This window comes from Prevotella sp. CAG:255, assembly GCF_000431195.1.
GTDB lineage: Bacteria > Bacteroidota > Bacteroidia > Bacteroidales > Bacteroidaceae > Prevotella > Prevotella rara.
In genome coordinates this window covers 1-15,648 of sequence record NZ_HF986774.1, presented here as the reverse complement: position 1 = coordinate 15,648, position 15,648 = coordinate 1, and the positions used below count along the sequence as shown (strand labels likewise).

General features: G+C 50.9%; 15 protein-coding genes and 1 pseudogene. 1 reads left to right on the top strand and 15 read right to left on the bottom strand.

Annotated features, from left to right (window positions below):
- The 13 genes and pseudogenes from QVO66_RS02070 to QVO66_RS02010 all read right to left on the bottom strand — a co-directional run.
- Positions 1 to 336: pseudogene (locus QVO66_RS02070) on the bottom strand (imelysin family protein); the annotation flags it as partial.
- Between the two features lie 71 nt (positions 337 to 407).
- Positions 408 to 1,661, bottom strand: coding sequence for a hypothetical protein (locus QVO66_RS02065; RefSeq protein ID WP_239684892.1), 1,254 nt, complete (start codon positions 1,659 to 1,661; stop codon positions 408 to 410).
- Between the two features lie 359 nt (positions 1,662 to 2,020).
- On the bottom strand, positions 2,021 to 2,512 hold the full coding sequence (locus QVO66_RS02060; protein ID WP_021853721.1) for a low molecular weight protein-tyrosine-phosphatase: 492 nt from the start codon (positions 2,510 to 2,512) through the stop codon (positions 2,021 to 2,023).
- Positions 2,513 to 2,566: 54 nt separating this feature from the next.
- Positions 2,567 to 3,127, bottom strand: coding sequence for a sugar O-acetyltransferase (locus QVO66_RS02055; RefSeq protein ID WP_021853720.1), 561 nt, complete (start codon positions 3,125 to 3,127; stop codon positions 2,567 to 2,569).
- Between the two features lie 19 nt (positions 3,128 to 3,146).
- Positions 3,147 to 3,722, bottom strand: a complete 576-nt coding sequence (locus QVO66_RS02050) for a serine acetyltransferase (protein ID WP_021853719.1) — start codon at positions 3,720 to 3,722, stop codon at positions 3,147 to 3,149.
- 79 nt (positions 3,723 to 3,801) lie between these two features.
- Positions 3,802 to 4,275: an RNase H family protein gene (locus QVO66_RS02045; RefSeq protein WP_021853718.1), complete on the bottom strand. Its 474-nt coding sequence runs from the start codon at positions 4,273 to 4,275 to the stop codon at positions 3,802 to 3,804.
- A 196-nt stretch (positions 4,276 to 4,471) separates the two neighbouring features.
- On the bottom strand, positions 4,472 to 6,289 hold the full coding sequence (gene argS / locus QVO66_RS02040) for an arginine--tRNA ligase (RefSeq protein WP_021853717.1): 1,818 nt from the start codon (positions 6,287 to 6,289) through the stop codon (positions 4,472 to 4,474).
- Between the two features lie 770 nt (positions 6,290 to 7,059).
- Positions 7,060 to 7,524 carry a regulatory protein RecX gene (locus QVO66_RS02035; RefSeq protein WP_021853716.1) on the bottom strand — a complete coding sequence of 155 codons (465 nt, stop codon included), beginning with the start codon at positions 7,522 to 7,524 and terminating at the stop codon, positions 7,060 to 7,062.
- A 73-nt stretch (positions 7,525 to 7,597) separates the two neighbouring features.
- Positions 7,598 to 8,431, bottom strand: a complete 834-nt coding sequence (gene prmC, locus QVO66_RS02030; protein WP_021853715.1) for a peptide chain release factor N(5)-glutamine methyltransferase — start codon at positions 8,429 to 8,431, stop codon at positions 7,598 to 7,600.
- A complete protein-coding gene (locus QVO66_RS02025) occupies positions 8,428 to 8,631 on the bottom strand; it encodes a hypothetical protein (RefSeq protein WP_021853714.1) in 204 nt (67 codons plus the stop codon). Before QVO66_RS02025 ends, prmC begins: the two co-directional genes overlap by 4 nt.
- A 49-nt stretch (positions 8,632 to 8,680) precedes the next feature.
- Complete coding sequence (locus tag QVO66_RS02020) at positions 8,681 to 9,214, bottom strand: hypothetical protein (protein ID WP_021853713.1); 534 nt, start codon at positions 9,212 to 9,214, stop codon at positions 8,681 to 8,683.
- 34 nt (positions 9,215 to 9,248) lie between these two features.
- Positions 9,249 to 9,761: a hypothetical protein gene (locus tag QVO66_RS02015; RefSeq protein WP_288172449.1), complete on the bottom strand. Its 513-nt coding sequence runs from the start codon at positions 9,759 to 9,761 to the stop codon at positions 9,249 to 9,251.
- Positions 9,762 to 9,862: 101 nt separating this feature from the next.
- Positions 9,863 to 10,834: an SPFH domain-containing protein gene (locus tag QVO66_RS02010; RefSeq protein ID WP_021853711.1), complete on the bottom strand. Its 972-nt coding sequence runs from the start codon at positions 10,832 to 10,834 to the stop codon at positions 9,863 to 9,865.
- 209 nt (positions 10,835 to 11,043) lie between these two features.
- Here QVO66_RS02010 and ribD point away from each other — a divergent pair, with 209 nt between their 5' ends.
- Positions 11,044 to 12,012 (top strand): bifunctional diaminohydroxyphosphoribosylaminopyrimidine deaminase/5-amino-6-(5-phosphoribosylamino)uracil reductase RibD, encoded by a 969-nt coding sequence (gene ribD, locus QVO66_RS02005; RefSeq protein WP_288172448.1) that lies wholly within the window; start codon positions 11,044 to 11,046, stop codon positions 12,010 to 12,012.
- A gap of 569 nt (positions 12,013 to 12,581) precedes the next feature.
- Here the strand turns inward: ribD and QVO66_RS02000 are convergent.
- The gene (locus QVO66_RS02000) at positions 12,582 to 14,843 is read right to left on the bottom strand and encodes a TonB-dependent receptor (RefSeq protein WP_021853709.1); all 2,262 of its coding nucleotides are present in this window, start codon (positions 14,841 to 14,843) and stop codon (positions 12,582 to 12,584) included.
- Positions 14,844 to 15,017: 174 nt separating this feature from the next.
- Entirely contained in the window at positions 15,018 to 15,167 is a 150-nt protein-coding gene (locus tag QVO66_RS01995) for a hypothetical protein (protein WP_021853708.1), read from the bottom strand.
- Positions 15,168 to 15,648: the final 481 nt, after the last annotated feature.

The window sequence follows — 15,648 nt, the reverse complement described above, 5'->3', positions numbered from 1 at the left end:
GAATGCCTCGCTCTTTTCCCAATAGGCGCGCGCACTCAGGAATGTGGCGCAGATGTTGTCAATCTCTGTCTGCGTAACCGAGTTCGGGTCTGTCTTAAACTTTTCCTTCACGGCATACAGCTGTTCGTAAAGGCTGTTTGTCTCTGCTGCCAGACTTCCGTATGTTGAATATACAACGTCGTTTACATACACGCCTGCCGCCTCTTTCAGGAAGGCTTCTTTCTCTGTCAACGCACTGCCGTCGTCGATGTCGTCATCGTCGCTGCATGACGAAAAACCAAACATTACTGCTGCTCCGAGCATGAGTGCAAGGGGCAATTTAAAGATTTTTTCCATAGCTTACTTTGTTTTTATATTAATACTTGTATCGTTTTTTCTATACATTCAGGGTGTCCGGCTTCGTCGTCTTACAGGAAGAATCCCTGATATGCCACGCCTATCGACACCGAAGGCTCGTCGTTGTATTTTGATTTGAGGAATCTCTTTGAGTATTCGCCCTTCACGACAATCTGCGGAACGGGGTAGTAGTTGAGGCCTACGGCCATGCGGTTGCGGTCGGTATATTCGTAGTCGGCCTGGTCGGCGGCAGGAATGTATGAGTCGTAGTACTCATATCTGCCGAAGGCATACAGCTTCTGGTTCTTGTTTCTGAGTTTGGGTATCTGTGAGAAAATGTCATATCCGGCTTCGATGCCTGCCGCTACGGCATTCTTGCCCACGGGCGACTTCTTATAAGGCGCGCCGCTCGACACAAGGTTGCGCTTTATGGCGCTTATCTTCGATGCGTCGCTCACGTATCCGTAGTCGGCGTTGCCTCTTACAATCCAGTTGTGGCCCGAGTAGGTGAAGTCGAAAGCTCCGATATATACGTTGCCCTTAACCTTGTCGTTGGCCTTGCCTTCGCCTTCCATGTCGTGCGGATAGGTGTTGTGCATCGACTGTCCGTAGTATCCGCTAAGACCGATGCGCAGGCCCGGAATGGTGTAGTTGTCAATGCGTGCGGCAAAGCCATACTTGTTGGCCACCTTAAATTCGAATGGCGAACCGGCACCGTTCTGCACCCAGTTGTCGCGGTCAAACATGAAGGCGTCTAGTCCGGCGATGAACTGCAGCTCATAACGGAAGTCTCCCGAGCGGCCCCAGAAGCTGATGCCTGTGTCGTGCCATGTGCATGGAAGAATGGTAGATTCGCCTTCGGGGCGGTAGACTGTAAAGAAGTTGAGCGGCTCATGATGGGCGTTGGTGAGGCCTACGGGCACTACTATGTGTCCGATACGGATATTTGCCCAGCGTGCGAACGACTTCTGAATCCAGAACTGCTCCAGCTCCACCTCGCCGCCTTTCTCGGTTTCCTGTTCCCATTCGCCGGCCTCTTCAAATTCTTTCTCAACGGCACCGCCTGCTCCGCCGTGCTCAAACTCAATCTCGCTCGACATGCTCCAGCCCTTTCCGAAGTCGTAGCTTATGTATATCACGGCATGCGGAATGTCGAAGCGTCCGTGGCTCGGATCATTCTTATACTGGCTTGCGTTAGAATAACGATAAACGTTGTCGCTGTAGAAGTTGCGCGTCAGTGCCACCTCGCCATATCCGCCGATGCTCAGGCGGTTGCCCTTTGCGTGCTGATACACGCTGTCGGCAGCCGAATGTTGTGCCTGCATCTGTGCGGAAGTGAACAGAATGGCTGCGGCACATGTCAGAAAAGTTTTTCCCGTTAAGTTCATTTATGTCTTATTTTTTGATTTTTCGATGCAAAGGTAATGGCTTGTAGAAATGTTTACAATACTTAAAAATCGGTAAAATAAGATTAAATGAATGTGCGTCTCTAATCACCAAAAAGGGTGATGGCCGGCCTGTTTTCATGCCTTGCACGGCACGATGAGCCATGTTTGGCAGCGTTAAGTGTGCTGGGGTGTGAAAACAGAGCGCCGCATATACCTGTAAATAGGTATATGCGGCGCTAATAATAAATGGGTATGCTGTCAGTCTTGCTATGGCTTAGGCATTGCTTGTCAGAGCATTACATCTGTTTCTCGAGCCATGCAATGATGCCGTCGCAGGCATCTTCTATAAGGTCGAGAGCCAGCTCGAAGTCGGCATCGCCTCCGTAATAGGGGTCGGGCACGGTGTCGTATTGCGGATGACGGGTCATGAAGTCGGCCGTACACATTATCTTATTGCGGTCGTCGTCGTTGCGTGCCACGCGGTTAAGGTCGGCCACGTTCTGATGATCCATCGCGAAAACATAGTCGAAGCGGCTGAAGTCGGCAGGCTTAATCTGTCTTGCCCTGCTGCTCAGGTCGTATCCACGGCTTGCCCCGTGAGTTCTCATGCGACGGTCGGGCAGCTGCCCTTCGTGCCATGAACCGATGCCGGCAGAGTCTACCTCAATGCGTCCTGCCAGGCGCTTGTTGTCTTCGAGCTTATATTTCAGTATTGCCTCGGCAGCCGGAGAGCGGCATATATTGCCGAGACACACAAAGAGAAGAGACTTCTTGTCAACTGGTTTCATAATCAGAAAATAATCTTTGTTGTTGTATAGTGATGAAGATGAGCCGCGCATGGCTTATTTGTCAACCACCGGGCGGCGCTTTACCACTGCCGGATTGCCTGCCGCGAGCGAGTCGTCGGGTATGTCTTTAGTAACCACGCTGCCGGCAGCAATGATGCAGCGCTTGCCTATCGTTACGCCCGGACACACGATAACACTGCCGCAGAGCCATGTGTCCTCGCCTATGGTTACGGGGTAGGCGGTCTCTATCGTACCGCGGCGCGGCACGTAGTCCATCGGATGCTGCGGCGTGTATATCTGGCAGTTGGGGCCTATAAGCACGTTGTCGCCTATGGTAATGCGGCCTCCGTCGAGCATCACGCAGTTGTAGTTTACGAACACGTTGCGCCCCATGGTTATGCCGTTGCCGTGGTCGCAGTGGAACGGCGGGCACACCACGCTGTCCTCCGGTATGCCGGGTATGAGGTCTTCAATCATCTCACGGTAGCAGTCGTCTGTTATGGTGACTGTCTGCAGCCTGGCACACAGCTTCTTTGCGTGGTCAAGACTCTTGAATATCTCCGGGTCGGAGAAGTTGTAGAGCTGGCTGCTGCGCATTTTCTCAAATTCGGTCATGTGTCTTGTTGATATTTTGTTATAATGGAATATTCACTTTCTTGCCGTCCTTCCTTACTATAACGGCCGGATTGCCCACCACGGTGCAGTTGTCGGGCACATCCTTATATATAACTGTGGCGGCGCCAATCCTGACGTTGTTGCCTATCCTTACCTTGCCGAACACCATCGAACCTGTGTATATGCTCACGTTGTCGCCAATGGTGGGGCGTCCGTCCTTGCCGTTGCCGAGCGTAACTAGGTGCAGACAATAGAAGTTGCGGCCTATGCTGTCGGCGTTGAGATAGGTTGAATATGAATGCTCTAGATGGCATCCTTCGCCTATCGATGGGCATGTTATGTGGAGCGACTTGTCCTCGGGCATGAGCCACTTGATGAACACGGAGCGGTATTCGCCAAGGCGATAATAAAACAAGTTGCGGAACACCTTCTGCCGTGTGCACACCTTAATAAAGGTAAGTATGCCGCCCTTGCCTTCTCCGTAAGGCTCTAGGTCGGCGTCAATGGTCTTCCTGAAGCGCAGATATAGCAGTATGTGCGGCAACATTCTCAACGTTGAGGCCGAGAGCAGGGCGCATTGTGTGTAAGGGTTCATGATGTTATCGTTTTATGTTAATAAAAACCGTAAACGGAATAAAGACGGCACTGCGATAATGACTTTACGGCTGAAATGCTTATTTTCGTCCGAAGTCGGCCGGAATGTCTCCCCATTTGCGCGTGTCCCACTGGATGAGTTCCGTGCGGAACGTGTGCGTGCGCAGCCAGTTTTCGGCTCTTGCTATGACGTTATACAGCTGTGCGGTCTTGGCCGTGCGCTCCAGTTTTGTCTTGCACTGCATCTTCCTTATCCATGTTATGGCCGTGAAGCTGTCGCTGTATATAGTCTTCTTGATGCCTTTCTGCTCCATAAGTGCCAGTGCATGCACGATGGCAAGGAATTCGCCAATGTTGTTTGTTCCGAACACCGGACCGTAATGAAACACCACAGCGCCCGTAGTAAGGTCGATGCCCCTGTACTCCATCTGTCCCGGATTGCCGCTGCATGCCGCGTCAACAGCCCATGCGTCAGCCTTAACTTCCATAGGAAGAGGCAGTACTGTGTCATTACGATAATCTGGAGGATTACAGTTAGTTAATTCATAATTCATAATAACTGGTATTTTGTGGAGCAGTTTATATTGAGCACCTTGGCTGATGAAATAAGATAAGTTGATATCATGAAAGATAAAGGAGTTAGAGCAGTTGAACAAAACTAAAATCACGCCTTGAAGGCATTTGACTTTAACTACTAAGCTCACACCGTGAGCGATAACTACTTTAACTACTCTAACTCCTCAACAATTATTACATTCGTTCCGGCATTTCGATTCCGAGCAGGCGCATGCCGTTCTTCAGAGTCTTGGCCACGTTCTTGGCGATGAGCAGGCGCAGAGCCTTCTCGTCGTCAGTGTCGGCGCCGAGGATGCTGAAGTCATGATAGAACTGGTTGAACTCCTTGGTCAGCTCGTAGCAGTAGTTGGCTATGCCGCTCGGGCTGTAGTCGATGCCGGCCTGGCGCACGGCAGCCTCATATTCGTTCATCTTCTGTATCAGTTCTGTCTCCTTGACGCTCAGGTTTACGTTGCCGCTGAATGCCTCGGGCACTGCTATGCCCTGAGCCTCGGCCTTGCGCAGGATGCTGCGTATGCGGGCGTAAGTGTACTGAATGAACGGACCTGTGTTGCCGTTGAAGTCGATTGACTCTTCAGGATTGAACAGCATGTTCTTGCGGGCGTCAACCTTCAGGATGAAGTATTTGAGCGCACCCATACCTACCATGCGCGAAACCTCGGCACGCTCCTCGTCGCTCATGTCGGCAAACTTGCCCAGCTCTTCGCTTGTGCGGCGTGCGTCGTCTATCATCGCTGCTATCAGGTCGTCGGCGTCAACCACCGTTCCCTCGCGGCTCTTCATCTTGCCGTTAGGCAATTCCACCATGCCGTAAGAGAAGTGGACAAGCTCCTTGCCCCACTTGAAGCCGAGGCGGTCGAGCAATATTGACAGCACCTGGAAGTGATAGTTCTGCTCGTTGCCCACAACATATATCATCTTGTCGATAGGATAGTCGTTGAAGCGCATCTCTGCCGTACCGATGTCCTGAGTCATATACACCGATGTGCCGTCAGAGCGGAGCAGCAGTTTCTGGTCGAGGCCCTCGTCAGAGAGGTCAGCCCATACGCTGTTGTCGTCCTTGCGGAAGAAGAGTCCCTTCTTGAGTCCTTCCTCCACCTTTGCCTTTCCCTTCAGATAAGTCTGCGACTCATAGTATATCTTGTCGAAGCCTACGCCCAGAGCCTTGTAAGTCTCGTCGAATCCGGCGTAAACCCATGAGTTCATCTTCTCCCACAGTGCGCGCACCTCGGGGTCGTTGGCTTCCCATTTCACGAGCATGTCGTGAGCCTCCTTTATCAGCGGAGCCTCGTCCTTTGCCTTCTTTTCGGCCTCCTCGTCGGTCATGCCCTCAGCCTTAAACTTAGCCTCAAGCTCCTTAACCTCCTCGCGGTAGTGCTTGTCGAAGGCCACATAGTAGTCGCCAATCAGGTGGTCGCCCTTCTTGCCGCTTGTCTCGGGTGTCTCGCCGTTGCCCCATTTCAGCCATGCCAGCATCGACTTGCAGATGTGTATTCCGCGGTCGTTCACGATGTTGGTCTTGACAACGCGGTTGCCGTTGGCCTCCATAATCTGCGCAAGGCTCCAGCCCAGCAGGTTGTTGCGCACGTGTCCCAGGTGGAGCGGCTTGTTGGTGTTGGGCGATGAGTATTCTATCATCACCAGCGGAGCGTCGGCTCCTGCCTTGCGCTCGCCGTAGTGCTCGTCGGCGCTGATGGCGTTGAGCAGCTTGATCCATGACTGCTGTGCCAGCACGAGGTTAAGAAATCCCTTGACCACGTTGAAGCGCTCAACGTGCTCGCAGTTTTCAACCAGCCAGTTGCCAATGGCCTCGGCCGTAGCTTCGGGCTTCTGTCTTGATATCTTTAAGAACGGAAAAACCACCAGGGTAAGGCTACCCTCAAACTCGCGTTTTGTCTTCTGCAGCTGAACCATGTTCTCTGTGATGTCGGCTCCGTAAAGCTCCTTCACGGCCTTTATCACGCTGCTGCTAATCTCACCTGCTATATTCATTTCTTTAGTTTGTTATTTCTCTTTCATCTTTTTGCTTTGCAAAGGTAAGCAATTTGTTTGAAAATAAGAACTATACGCGGCATGAACAATAAAAAATAAGGGCAAACCGTTTGCCGCGTGAGCCGAAATCTGCCGCACGGCATACAAAATACGCTCTGATGTTGCCGCCGGCCATGGCGTTCGGGCGTCAGGGCGCAGGCCGGTTATGCGCCTGTGGTTATGCTGCGGCTTGATGTGATGTGTAAAATAATTTTACCGTTCGCCGTCCGTTTGACGCTCTCAGAGCAGCGGTGCTCTCCGCTGCAGCGTGGTTTTGCCGTAAAAATGGCGAAAAATGAACGTTTTGTGTAATGTGTTGATATGCCGTGATTTACGCCGGTTGCGTGCCGCCTTGCGGTTTTCTGCTTGCCGTTATACGGCTGTTTGCGCTGCAAAAGGTGCCCTTTTACAGTGCGAAAACATGCCTTTTGCATGCTGAAAGGCATGCTTTTGGCTGCCGAAATCATAAGTTTCGGCGGCTAAAAACAGCCGGAAAGTAAAGAAAGGTTAATTTGTCGCATGGTATAACGTATGTCTGTTAACATACATTATACTTTGTTTTTCTGGATTGAAAAATAATTTTGTCCTGACTTTTTACCGTTTTCCGTATGCCTTAATCTCCGCTCATGGCATGCAGGATTGCACATATAACACTTTCTGTGAGCCATATTTCCAACACGTATCATGGCCATTGGCATACCGTGAAGCCATATCGTGGCGGACGGTGTGGCTTAAAACTCCTCACAGTCGAGACACTCTCTTATTATGTCCATGTCGAAGCCGCGGCCCATGGCAAACCTTATCAGTTTGGCGTTAAGCTCATATTCGCTTGCCGCCTTTATCGTCTTGCGCTTGCTCTGCAGCAGGGGGCGCAGCACGGCGATGTATTCTTCGGCGTCAACCTCACCGAGCGCGCCTGATATTATGTCGCGTGGTATGCGCTTCATCATCAGCGCCTGTTCCACCTTTCGGCGTCCCCATTTGTTGTATCGTATCTTGTCGCGCACGAAGAAGCGGCAGTAGCGCTCCTCGTCGATATACTTTTCGTCAACAAGCCGCTGCATTATGCGTTCCTGCATGTCGTCGGGCAGCTGCCAGCGCGCCATCTTCTCGCTCATCTCGTGGCGGCAGTGCTCTGCTGCGGCGCACATGGCCGACAGCTTGAAGAATGCCTCCTGTTCTGTTATCTGTTTCATCTCTTTGTCATGTTGTGCCGGCACTGCCGGCTATGTGTATGTTGCCGTGTTGTCTGTTTGCTCTGTTTTGTCGTTATGCCTTTACGCCCTTTGCCATGCGTTGTTTGCCGTACATGTCGCTTCGCAGCTCTACTGCCGTCATGCCTTCGGCTCGCATCATATGGCAAGTGTCGTCGGCATATATCGGGTTAATCTCAAAATACAGCCGTCCGCCCTTGCTAAGCGTCTGCACCGCAAGGCGCGTTATGGCGCGGTAGAACAGCAGCGGGTCGGCGTCGGGCACGAATAGGGCCGTGTGAGGCTCATGTTCCAGCACGTTGACGGCCATGTCCTTCTTCTCTTTTTCGCAGATATATGGCGGATTGCTCACTATCACGTCCCATTCGCCTTCAGGCTTTGCGTTGAGCGCATCCAGCTTTACGAAGTTTACGTTGGCGCCTAGTTGTTGTGCGTTCTCGCGTGCCACGTCGAGCGCATCGGCTGAAATGTCCCACGCCGTAACCTTACTTTCCGGCATGTCGAGCTGCAGCGTTATGGCTATGCAGCCGCTTCCCGTGCCGATGTCGAGCACCTTCGGGCTGGCCGAAGCCTTGCTGTCGGCTGTTATCCACGCGCAAAGCTCCTCGGTCTCGGGGCGGGGTATGAGCACACCGGGGCGGACACTGAACCAGCGCCCGCAGAATTCGGCGCGCCCGAGCACATACTGCACAGGCTCGCCCTCAGTCAGACGCCCGAATATCTTGTTCAGTTCTGCAGTCTTTTCTGCCGTCATCTCTTCAACGGCTCCGCACAGGATGTCGGCCTTCGACAGTCCGAAGCAGACATCTAGCACATAGTCGGTAATGGCACGCGCCTCACCGTTGCCATACAGCGGTTCGAGTGTGCGCCACAGTTCACGGTATGTCATTCTTCATTCTCCTTTCCTTCATCTTTGCGTGCGCGCTTTTTCTTCGGCAGTCGTCCGCTCTTGCGCAGCGCCTCCGATATTATCCATTGCAGCTGTCCGTTGGTGGAACGAAACTCGTCGGCAGCCCATTTCTCTATGGCTGCCATCGTCTCTGAGTCCACACGCAGGACAAAGCTCTTGGTGTTGTTGTCTTTCTTCATCTTCTATGTTTGCGGGTTTGCGTCCGGCGGCCTTACGGCTTGCTGCCGTTTATGCCCGTATTGTGTCTTTATCTTTGTTCAGCGAAGCCCTGTATTCGGGCGAGCGGTAGTACAGATAATAGCTCATGTAAGAATGAAACACTTTGTATATGAGCAGAATCAGCAGTGCGAACCAGTCGTTCATATTCTTTATCATCACAGAAATCATGCCTTCATAGCCGTTGGAAATCAGCGATAGAATCATTATAGTGACGACATATCCTGCCAGGCTGGTGATTATGCCTGCCGTGATAAACAGCCATCTGCTTCGCAGATACAGTCTGTTGGGCCATGAGCCGAGCGTAATCTCGCGTTTCAGCGGCTTTCCGCGCAGCCATGTGAAATAAGCCCCATAGCCTAAGATGCCTATGGCTATCAGACTCATAATAATCAAAATCATCGGCTCCGGCATTCCTTCAATGGCCATACATGCAATGATGAACAGCACAACGAGCAGTCCTATGCCGATATGTATTTTGCCATAAAGCCTTGCGCTGCAGCTGTATTTCGTTATGCTTATGCTGCTTAGATATTGTTTAATCATGTTTCATTCCTCTTTGTTTGCCGTATAATCAATATCAGTCGACCTTCTTCCGCGATGCTTCGGGTGAGCGGTAATATTCGTAGAAGTCGATGTATGACTTCAGAACTTTATACAAAACCAGGATAAACATCCAACCGAAAGTGGCCAGTTCTTCAGATAATCTCTGGATGGTAAGTCCGTCAATGCCGTCGCCTATGAGTGTTAGTAGCGTCGTGAAGACAAATATCAGCAGAAAGCCTGCCCCAATGCCCACTGGCATATACAGTTGTCTGTAGCGCAGGTACATGCGGTTGCTGAAGCCTCCGAGCGTAACCGTGTCGCTTATGGCACCCTTGCGGAATGCCCAGCGGTAGATGCCCGTGCCCACCATCAGTAGGAGTACGATGTATGAAAATATCGTTGTGCCGTTATACCAACAGTCAATCTTCCAGCAGCGCAGCAGCCAAAGGGCTGTCAGCGGCAGACCGACACACACGTTGACCTTGCCCGACAGCTTTGGCGAACGGCTGAATTCCATTAGTTGTTTCTTGCTTTTCTTCTTTAGCATGGGATGGGTGTTGTGGGAGATATGGGAGTTATGGGAGCTATGCCGTCGGCATGACAGCGCGCTCCCAATTATGAATTCTTAATTGTGAATTATGAATTGTATCAGTGGTTCAGCGTTCCGGTGTTGATTACGGGCTGTGCCGTATCGTCGCCGCAGAGCACAACGAGCAGGTTGCTCACCATGGCTGCCTTCTTCTCCTCGTCGAGTTCCACTATCTCCTCGTCCGAAAGCTTGTCGAGAGCCATCTTCACCATCGACACGGCACCCTCCACAATCTTCTCGCGTGCGGCAATAACTGCCGTGGCCTGCTGGCGGCGCAGCATAACGGCCGCAATCTCGGGAGCGTAGGCAAGATAGTTGATGCGGGCCTCTATGACCTCAATTCCGGCCATGGCCAGGCGCTCGTCAATCTTTGCCTCAAGTTCCTTGTTTATCTCGTCGCTGCCGTCGCGCAGAGTCAGTTCGCCGTTGTCCTGCTCGCCGTCGTCGTAGGCATACTGTCCGGCCACCTGTCGCAGGGCGGCGTCAGCCTGTATGCGCACAAACTTCTCGAAAGCGTTCATTATGTTGGCTGTCTTTGCACTTGCAGCGGCAGCGTCGCCGGCAGCCTTCGACTCGGCCATGGTCTGCGCGTCAATCTCGAACATTGCCTTGTATGTATCTTTCAGTTTCCACACCAGCACCATACCGATCATCACCGGGTTGCCCGTCTTGTCGTTCACCTTTATTGGTTCGGCGTCGAGGTTGCGTGCGCGCATCGACAGCTTTTTGGTGGTGATAAACGGATTAATCCAGTGGTAACCGGGAGTGTTGAACGTGCCGCGGTACTTTCCGAAGAACATCATCACGCGCGCCTCGCCCGGCTCAACCTTTACGAAACCGCAGCTGACGATGATATTGACAATGAACAGTATGCCGCCTGCCACGCCTGAAGCTATGGCCGTGGCGCCACTGAATATCGTGGGCGAAAGAGCAATCAGACCTACCGACGCAATGTAGAGAAACAGGTTGAGAACGAGCATGCCGATGCCGTTGAGTGTCATACCTTTGAAAATGAATTCCTTGTTTTCCATAAATAAGGTGTTTTTTTGGTTATAAATAAGAGTTTATTATGATATCAAAATGATATTACAAATATAAGCGTTTTTGGTCTTATGTCGTATAGGAAGAACCGTATTTTTAAGATTTTTTTATAAACCTGCAGTGTCTCAGGTGTGAAGTAAAGGAAGAATCTTGCGCCGGTAAATTTCTGTTTCTCGTTCACTTGAAGTATATTTGCAGCATGGAACAGACTGAAAAAGACAAAATGTATATGCGCCGGTGCCTTCAACTGGCACGCTGCGGACAGCTTACGGCAAGGCCCAACCCTATGGTGGGGGCTGTTATTGTGAGCGAAGACGGCCGCATAATAGGCGAGGGATATCATATAAGATGCGGCGAAGGCCACGCCGAAGTGAACGCCTTTGCGTCGGTGAAGCCGCAGGACGGGGCACTGCTCAGCAAGTCGACCATGTATGTTAGCCTCGAGCCATGCTCTCATTATGGCCGCACGCCGCCGTGCGCCGACCTCATAGTGAGCAAGGGCGTAAGGCGCGTGGTGGTAGGATGCGTAGACCCCTTTGCCAAGGTGAAGGGCCGCGGCATACAGAAGTTGCGCGACGCAGGCATAGAGGTTACGGTGGGTGTGCTTGAGAAAGAATGTCTTGAGCTGAACAGCCGTTTCATGACGTTCAACACTCACAGCCGTCCTTATGTGACGCTGAAATGGTGTCAGACGGCAAACGGTTTTATCGATGACAACTTCAGGCCTGTGGCATTGTCAACGCCATTCACAAAGATGCTCGTGCATAAGCTCAGGGCGGAGAACGACGCCATACTCGTGGGCCGTGTTACGGCGGAGCGCGACAAGCCGCAGCTTAACGTAAGACTGTGGGCGGGACGTGACCCGATGCGCATAGTAATCGACCGCAACAGGCCGTTTGCGCCCGAAGCCGACTTCAGCAAGCCCATTGTGCCGCAGCTGATGAAATGGCTTTACGGTCAGGGCGTTCAGTCGCTGCTGGTTGAAGGCGGAGCCGAAACCCACCGGAGTTTCCTCGCCGAGGACGGATGCTGGGATGAACTGCGCGTAGAAATATCGCCACGCACCGTCGGCGGAGGCACTGCCGCACCGCAGATACCTGCCTCGGCTGAGCTGTGCGACCGCAAGGAATACGACGGGAATATAATACTTACATACAGGCATGTTTAGAGCCGGTTTCTGATATGTGGTCTTTTACAAGCTAAAAGGCCATATATTGTATTCTGAAAGGTGTCCTTTTGCATGATGAAAGGATACCTTTCAGAATTTGTTTTAGGTCAACCGAAATGAGGAATGCACACCATGCAGAAGTCAACTCTAATCAGGAGAATGCCAGCTTGAAGTCAACCTAAGTCAGGAAAGGATAAAAACATGGTGTAGAAGCGGTGTGTGATGAGTTGAAAAAACAACTCGTCACATCGTATGTCTCTGTATATCAAGTTGATATGTCGAGATGTGACGAGTGACGAGTTTTTTGAAAAAACTTTTTTATGTTTAACCCCTATTTTTCTGTTTGGTCCAAATCGGTCATTTTGTTTCGGCCGTATCGCTGTTTCGTCCTGAACGGATGAAAGCATAGGCTTGCTCGTATAGTTAGACCTTATGCGGCTTAATGGCCGATTGGAAATTAGTTTTAGTGGCCCCGGTCGGCATTGTTCTTTTTGTTACGTTCCTGCCGGGGCGGCCGCCTTAATGCGGCTTCGTCTGCCTTATGCAGCCGTTGTCTTGCATGGCATGCATCAGAATGTCATTCTCAGGGCTGCATATACGTTGCGTCCCGGAGCGTTGATGCCCGACGAGAACACGCGGTACTGGGTGTCGAGGATGTTCTCAACGCCGGCCTGCAGCGTCAGACTCTTGTTAAGGTTGTAGCTGCCCTTTACGTTGAGGGTGAACCATGCCGGCATGCCTTCGCCGTCGGCACCTTTCACGGTGGCGTAGTCGATGTTGTCCTCGCCGTCCATGTTGTAGTCGTCAACCGACTTCTTGCCGTTGTAGAGGGCGTACATGTCGAAGCGTCCCTTGCCGTCGGCGGTCAGCAATGCTGCTCCCACGCGTCCGTAGATTGGCGGAATGTGGTCGAGCGGCTGCTTCTTTTCGCCGCTCAGAATGCGGCCGTAGGTATAGTTGAACGAGGCATAAAGCTCGGTCTGTCTTGTCGGTGTGGCGGTCAGGCTCGACGAAAAGCCCCACAATACAGCCGTCTTGGCGTTGGAGTATGTGTAGACGTCGCACATCTCGCCCTGATATTCCATCTGGCTTTCGCCCATGAATGTGCCGCGAGCCGTGGTTATGGCGTCGAAGTAATAAGTGCCGTATACAACGTTCTCCCATGTCAGCACGTTGTCGATGTGCTTTGTTATGTTGAGGTCAACCGACACGGTCTTCTCCGGTCTGATGTCCTTGTTGGGTATTGTAACGGTGCTTACCTTAGAGTCGAACACCTTAGATGTGTTGTCGATGTTGGGCACGCGGTAAGCAGTCGATGCAGAGAGGGCTATCTTCCATGTCTTTGTGGGCAGCCAGTTCATGCCTATCGCCGCGCTGTATGTAAGGTTGTTCTTGCGCTGACTGTCGCCGCCGAAGAAGGGGAACTCGTCAACGTTGAGCACGCTCGAATAAGTGGTGGCATAGCCGAGGCGCACTCCGTCGTGCATGCTCCACTTCGGACTGATGTTCCACACGTGTGTGGCAAATGCCTCGATGGTGTGCATGCTGTTGCTTCCGTCGGGATAGCGTGTGGTGTTGTATGATGTTTCGCCTGTCAGCACGTTCTCGGTATTGGCGGTAGACTTGAGGAAGCTCAGCGTTCCGTCTATTCCGAGATGCAGCTTGTGGTTGTCCATAAACTTAATCCAGTCGGTGTTGAGCGACACGATGTTCACGTTCTCCCAGTTGTTGTAAAGCTCCTCCTTCTGGAACTTTCGGTCGTGGCGGCTCTCCTTCACGTTCTGATATGCCACGGCCATGTGCACTCTGTCGGCTCCGAGCTGGTTGCGTCCGTCGTAATGGTAAGCAGCGAGGAGTCGGAACTGCGGTCCGTAGTACCACTCTGCAAACTTGGGGCGCAGCTCGCCGTCCTTCACCTCTGTTACGCTAAGACGGTCGTAGCGGTTGAAGTTGTTGGTGTTAGACAGCTGAAAATTAATCATGTGCTGGCTGTTGGCGTTGGGCTTGTAGAGCAGCTTCTGCATGAAGTCATACTGAAGGTAGCCCGAGCGCTTCTGCAGCTGCGGCTTGTCGTTATACAGCATTATGTCGTTCTTGCCGTCCTGCGGCTGTACGTATATGTTGCTCTCAATGTAGCTGTCGTCGTCTGGCAGGAAGGGGTTGCGCGTTGTTCCGGCACGCAGGTCGCCGAAGTTGCTGAACGTGAACGACGTGAGCGACGCAAACTTCTCCGTTCCGTAGTTGAAGTCAACGTGCGCCGTGCCTTCCTGATTTGCGCTGCCATACCTAAGCACTGCATGTCCTTCGCTTGTATGTGTCTGTCCGTCGGCGGCAAGGGTAGGCGAGAGCGTGTTGAAAGTAATGGTTCCGCCAAGGGCGTCAGAGCCGTAGTTGAGCGACGACGGACCGAAAAGCACCTCCATGTTCTTCAGCGCAAACTGGTCAACGGTGAGGCAGTTCTGCAAGTGTCCGCTTCTATATATAAGGTTGTTCATCCTTATGCCGTCGACAACGAGCAGTATTCTCGATGCCTCAAATCCTCTCAGGATAGGGCTTCCGCCGCCCTGCTGGCTCTTCTGCACGAGCACCTGTCCCGTTTCGCTGAGCAGGTCTGCAGTCGACTGCCTGTTGGCATAGTCGATAAAGCTCTTCGGCACGCTCACAACGTGCTGCGGAGTGTTGATTTTGCGTGTCTGCTCTCTGTTCACAGACACAACAACCTCCTGCAGGTTGACAGAGCGGAATGTGTTGACGCTGTCGGCCGTGTTTGCCTTAGCCTTTGTCGTGCAGCCTGCAATGATGCACGCAACCGCAATAATAGTCTTCTTCATGTCGGTGATTAATTTCTTAAATTGCTGTTATCCTGTAATATTATAATTGTAAACGCTGTTGCTGTTTTTGCTGCCAACAGATTTTGTCTTTATGGAGCAATGTTTCAGACAAAATAAAACCGTTATCTGATGTAACGGTCCTATCTGATTAAATAATAATGCTTATTTGTATTGTTAATACTCTTCGTCTTCATCAAAATATGAGTTTCTTGGATCAGAAGGTAATCCATCCATGCCATTGAAATTGCTTCCGCTAAGGATGTTCTCCGACTCTATCTGTAACACTTGAATTGAGGGTGAAACGTATTCTTTTTTCATCTTCATAATTTAAATGTATTTTTGATTCGGGTGCAAAGATACACAATATGTATGCAATAATACAAATGGAACATAATTTTTTTAATGTTTATTATTTAATTTGGCCGGTAATCGTCAATATTTTATGATTTTTATAGTAAAAATATGGGTGAAATGCCTATTAAGCATAATGAAATAATGTTATAAAATCAAGAATCCGTCTTTCCTGTATGCTGCCTTCTTGATATAAGTCAATTCTTTCTATATGCTACGAATGTGTTGTTTTATTTATCAAAATAATAGTTCTATTTTTCAGATATGGCAAAATATTGGTTGATATAGCTTACAAATTGTAAGAATTGATGTTAGTCAATTATTTTGTATTTGTTGACATGATTGTTTAAAAGTTTTTAAAATAGAACAAAAAACGGGAAATTTATTAATTTATGCCAAATATAATCCGAATTATTTTTATGAATGTCCGCAAGTTGCCAATCAATAAATTCGA

Coding starts and splice junctions, on each gene's coding strand:
- QVO66_RS02065 (WP_239684892.1), bottom strand. CDS start 1,661: ATGCAGGCACAACATTCGGCTGCCGACAGCGTGTATCAGCACGCAAAG.
- QVO66_RS02060 (WP_021853721.1), bottom strand. CDS start 2,512: ATGAAACCAGTTGACAAGAAGTCTCTTCTCTTTGTGTGTCTCGGCAAT.
- QVO66_RS02055 (WP_021853720.1), bottom strand. CDS start 3,127: ATGACCGAATTTGAGAAAATGCGCAGCAGCCAGCTCTACAACTTCTCC.
- QVO66_RS02050 (WP_021853719.1), bottom strand. CDS start 3,722: ATGAACCCTTACACACAATGCGCCCTGCTCTCGGCCTCAACGTTGAGA.
- QVO66_RS02045 (WP_021853718.1), bottom strand. CDS start 4,275: ATGAATTATGAATTAACTAACTGTAATCCTCCAGATTATCGTAATGAC.
- argS (WP_021853717.1), bottom strand. CDS start 6,289: ATGAATATAGCAGGTGAGATTAGCAGCAGCGTGATAAAGGCCGTGAAG.
- QVO66_RS02035 (WP_021853716.1), bottom strand. CDS start 7,524: ATGAAACAGATAACAGAACAGGAGGCATTCTTCAAGCTGTCGGCCATG.
- prmC (WP_021853715.1), bottom strand. CDS start 8,431: ATGACATACCGTGAACTGTGGCGCACACTCGAACCGCTGTATGGCAAC.
- QVO66_RS02025 (WP_021853714.1), bottom strand. CDS start 8,631: ATGAAGAAAGACAACAACACCAAGAGCTTTGTCCTGCGTGTGGACTCA.
- QVO66_RS02020 (WP_021853713.1), bottom strand. CDS start 9,214: ATGATTAAACAATATCTAAGCAGCATAAGCATAACGAAATACAGCTGC.
- QVO66_RS02015 (WP_288172449.1), bottom strand. CDS start 9,761: ATGCTAAAGAAGAAAAGCAAGAAACAACTAATGGAATTCAGCCGTTCG.
- QVO66_RS02010 (WP_021853711.1), bottom strand. CDS start 10,834: ATGGAAAACAAGGAATTCATTTTCAAAGGTATGACACTCAACGGCATC.
- ribD (WP_288172448.1), top strand. CDS start 11,044: ATGGAACAGACTGAAAAAGACAAAATGTATATGCGCCGGTGCCTTCAA.
- QVO66_RS02000 (WP_021853709.1), bottom strand. CDS start 14,843: ATGAAGAAGACTATTATTGCGGTTGCGTGCATCATTGCAGGCTGCACG.
- QVO66_RS01995 (WP_021853708.1), bottom strand. CDS start 15,167: ATGAAGATGAAAAAAGAATACGTTTCACCCTCAATTCAAGTGTTACAG.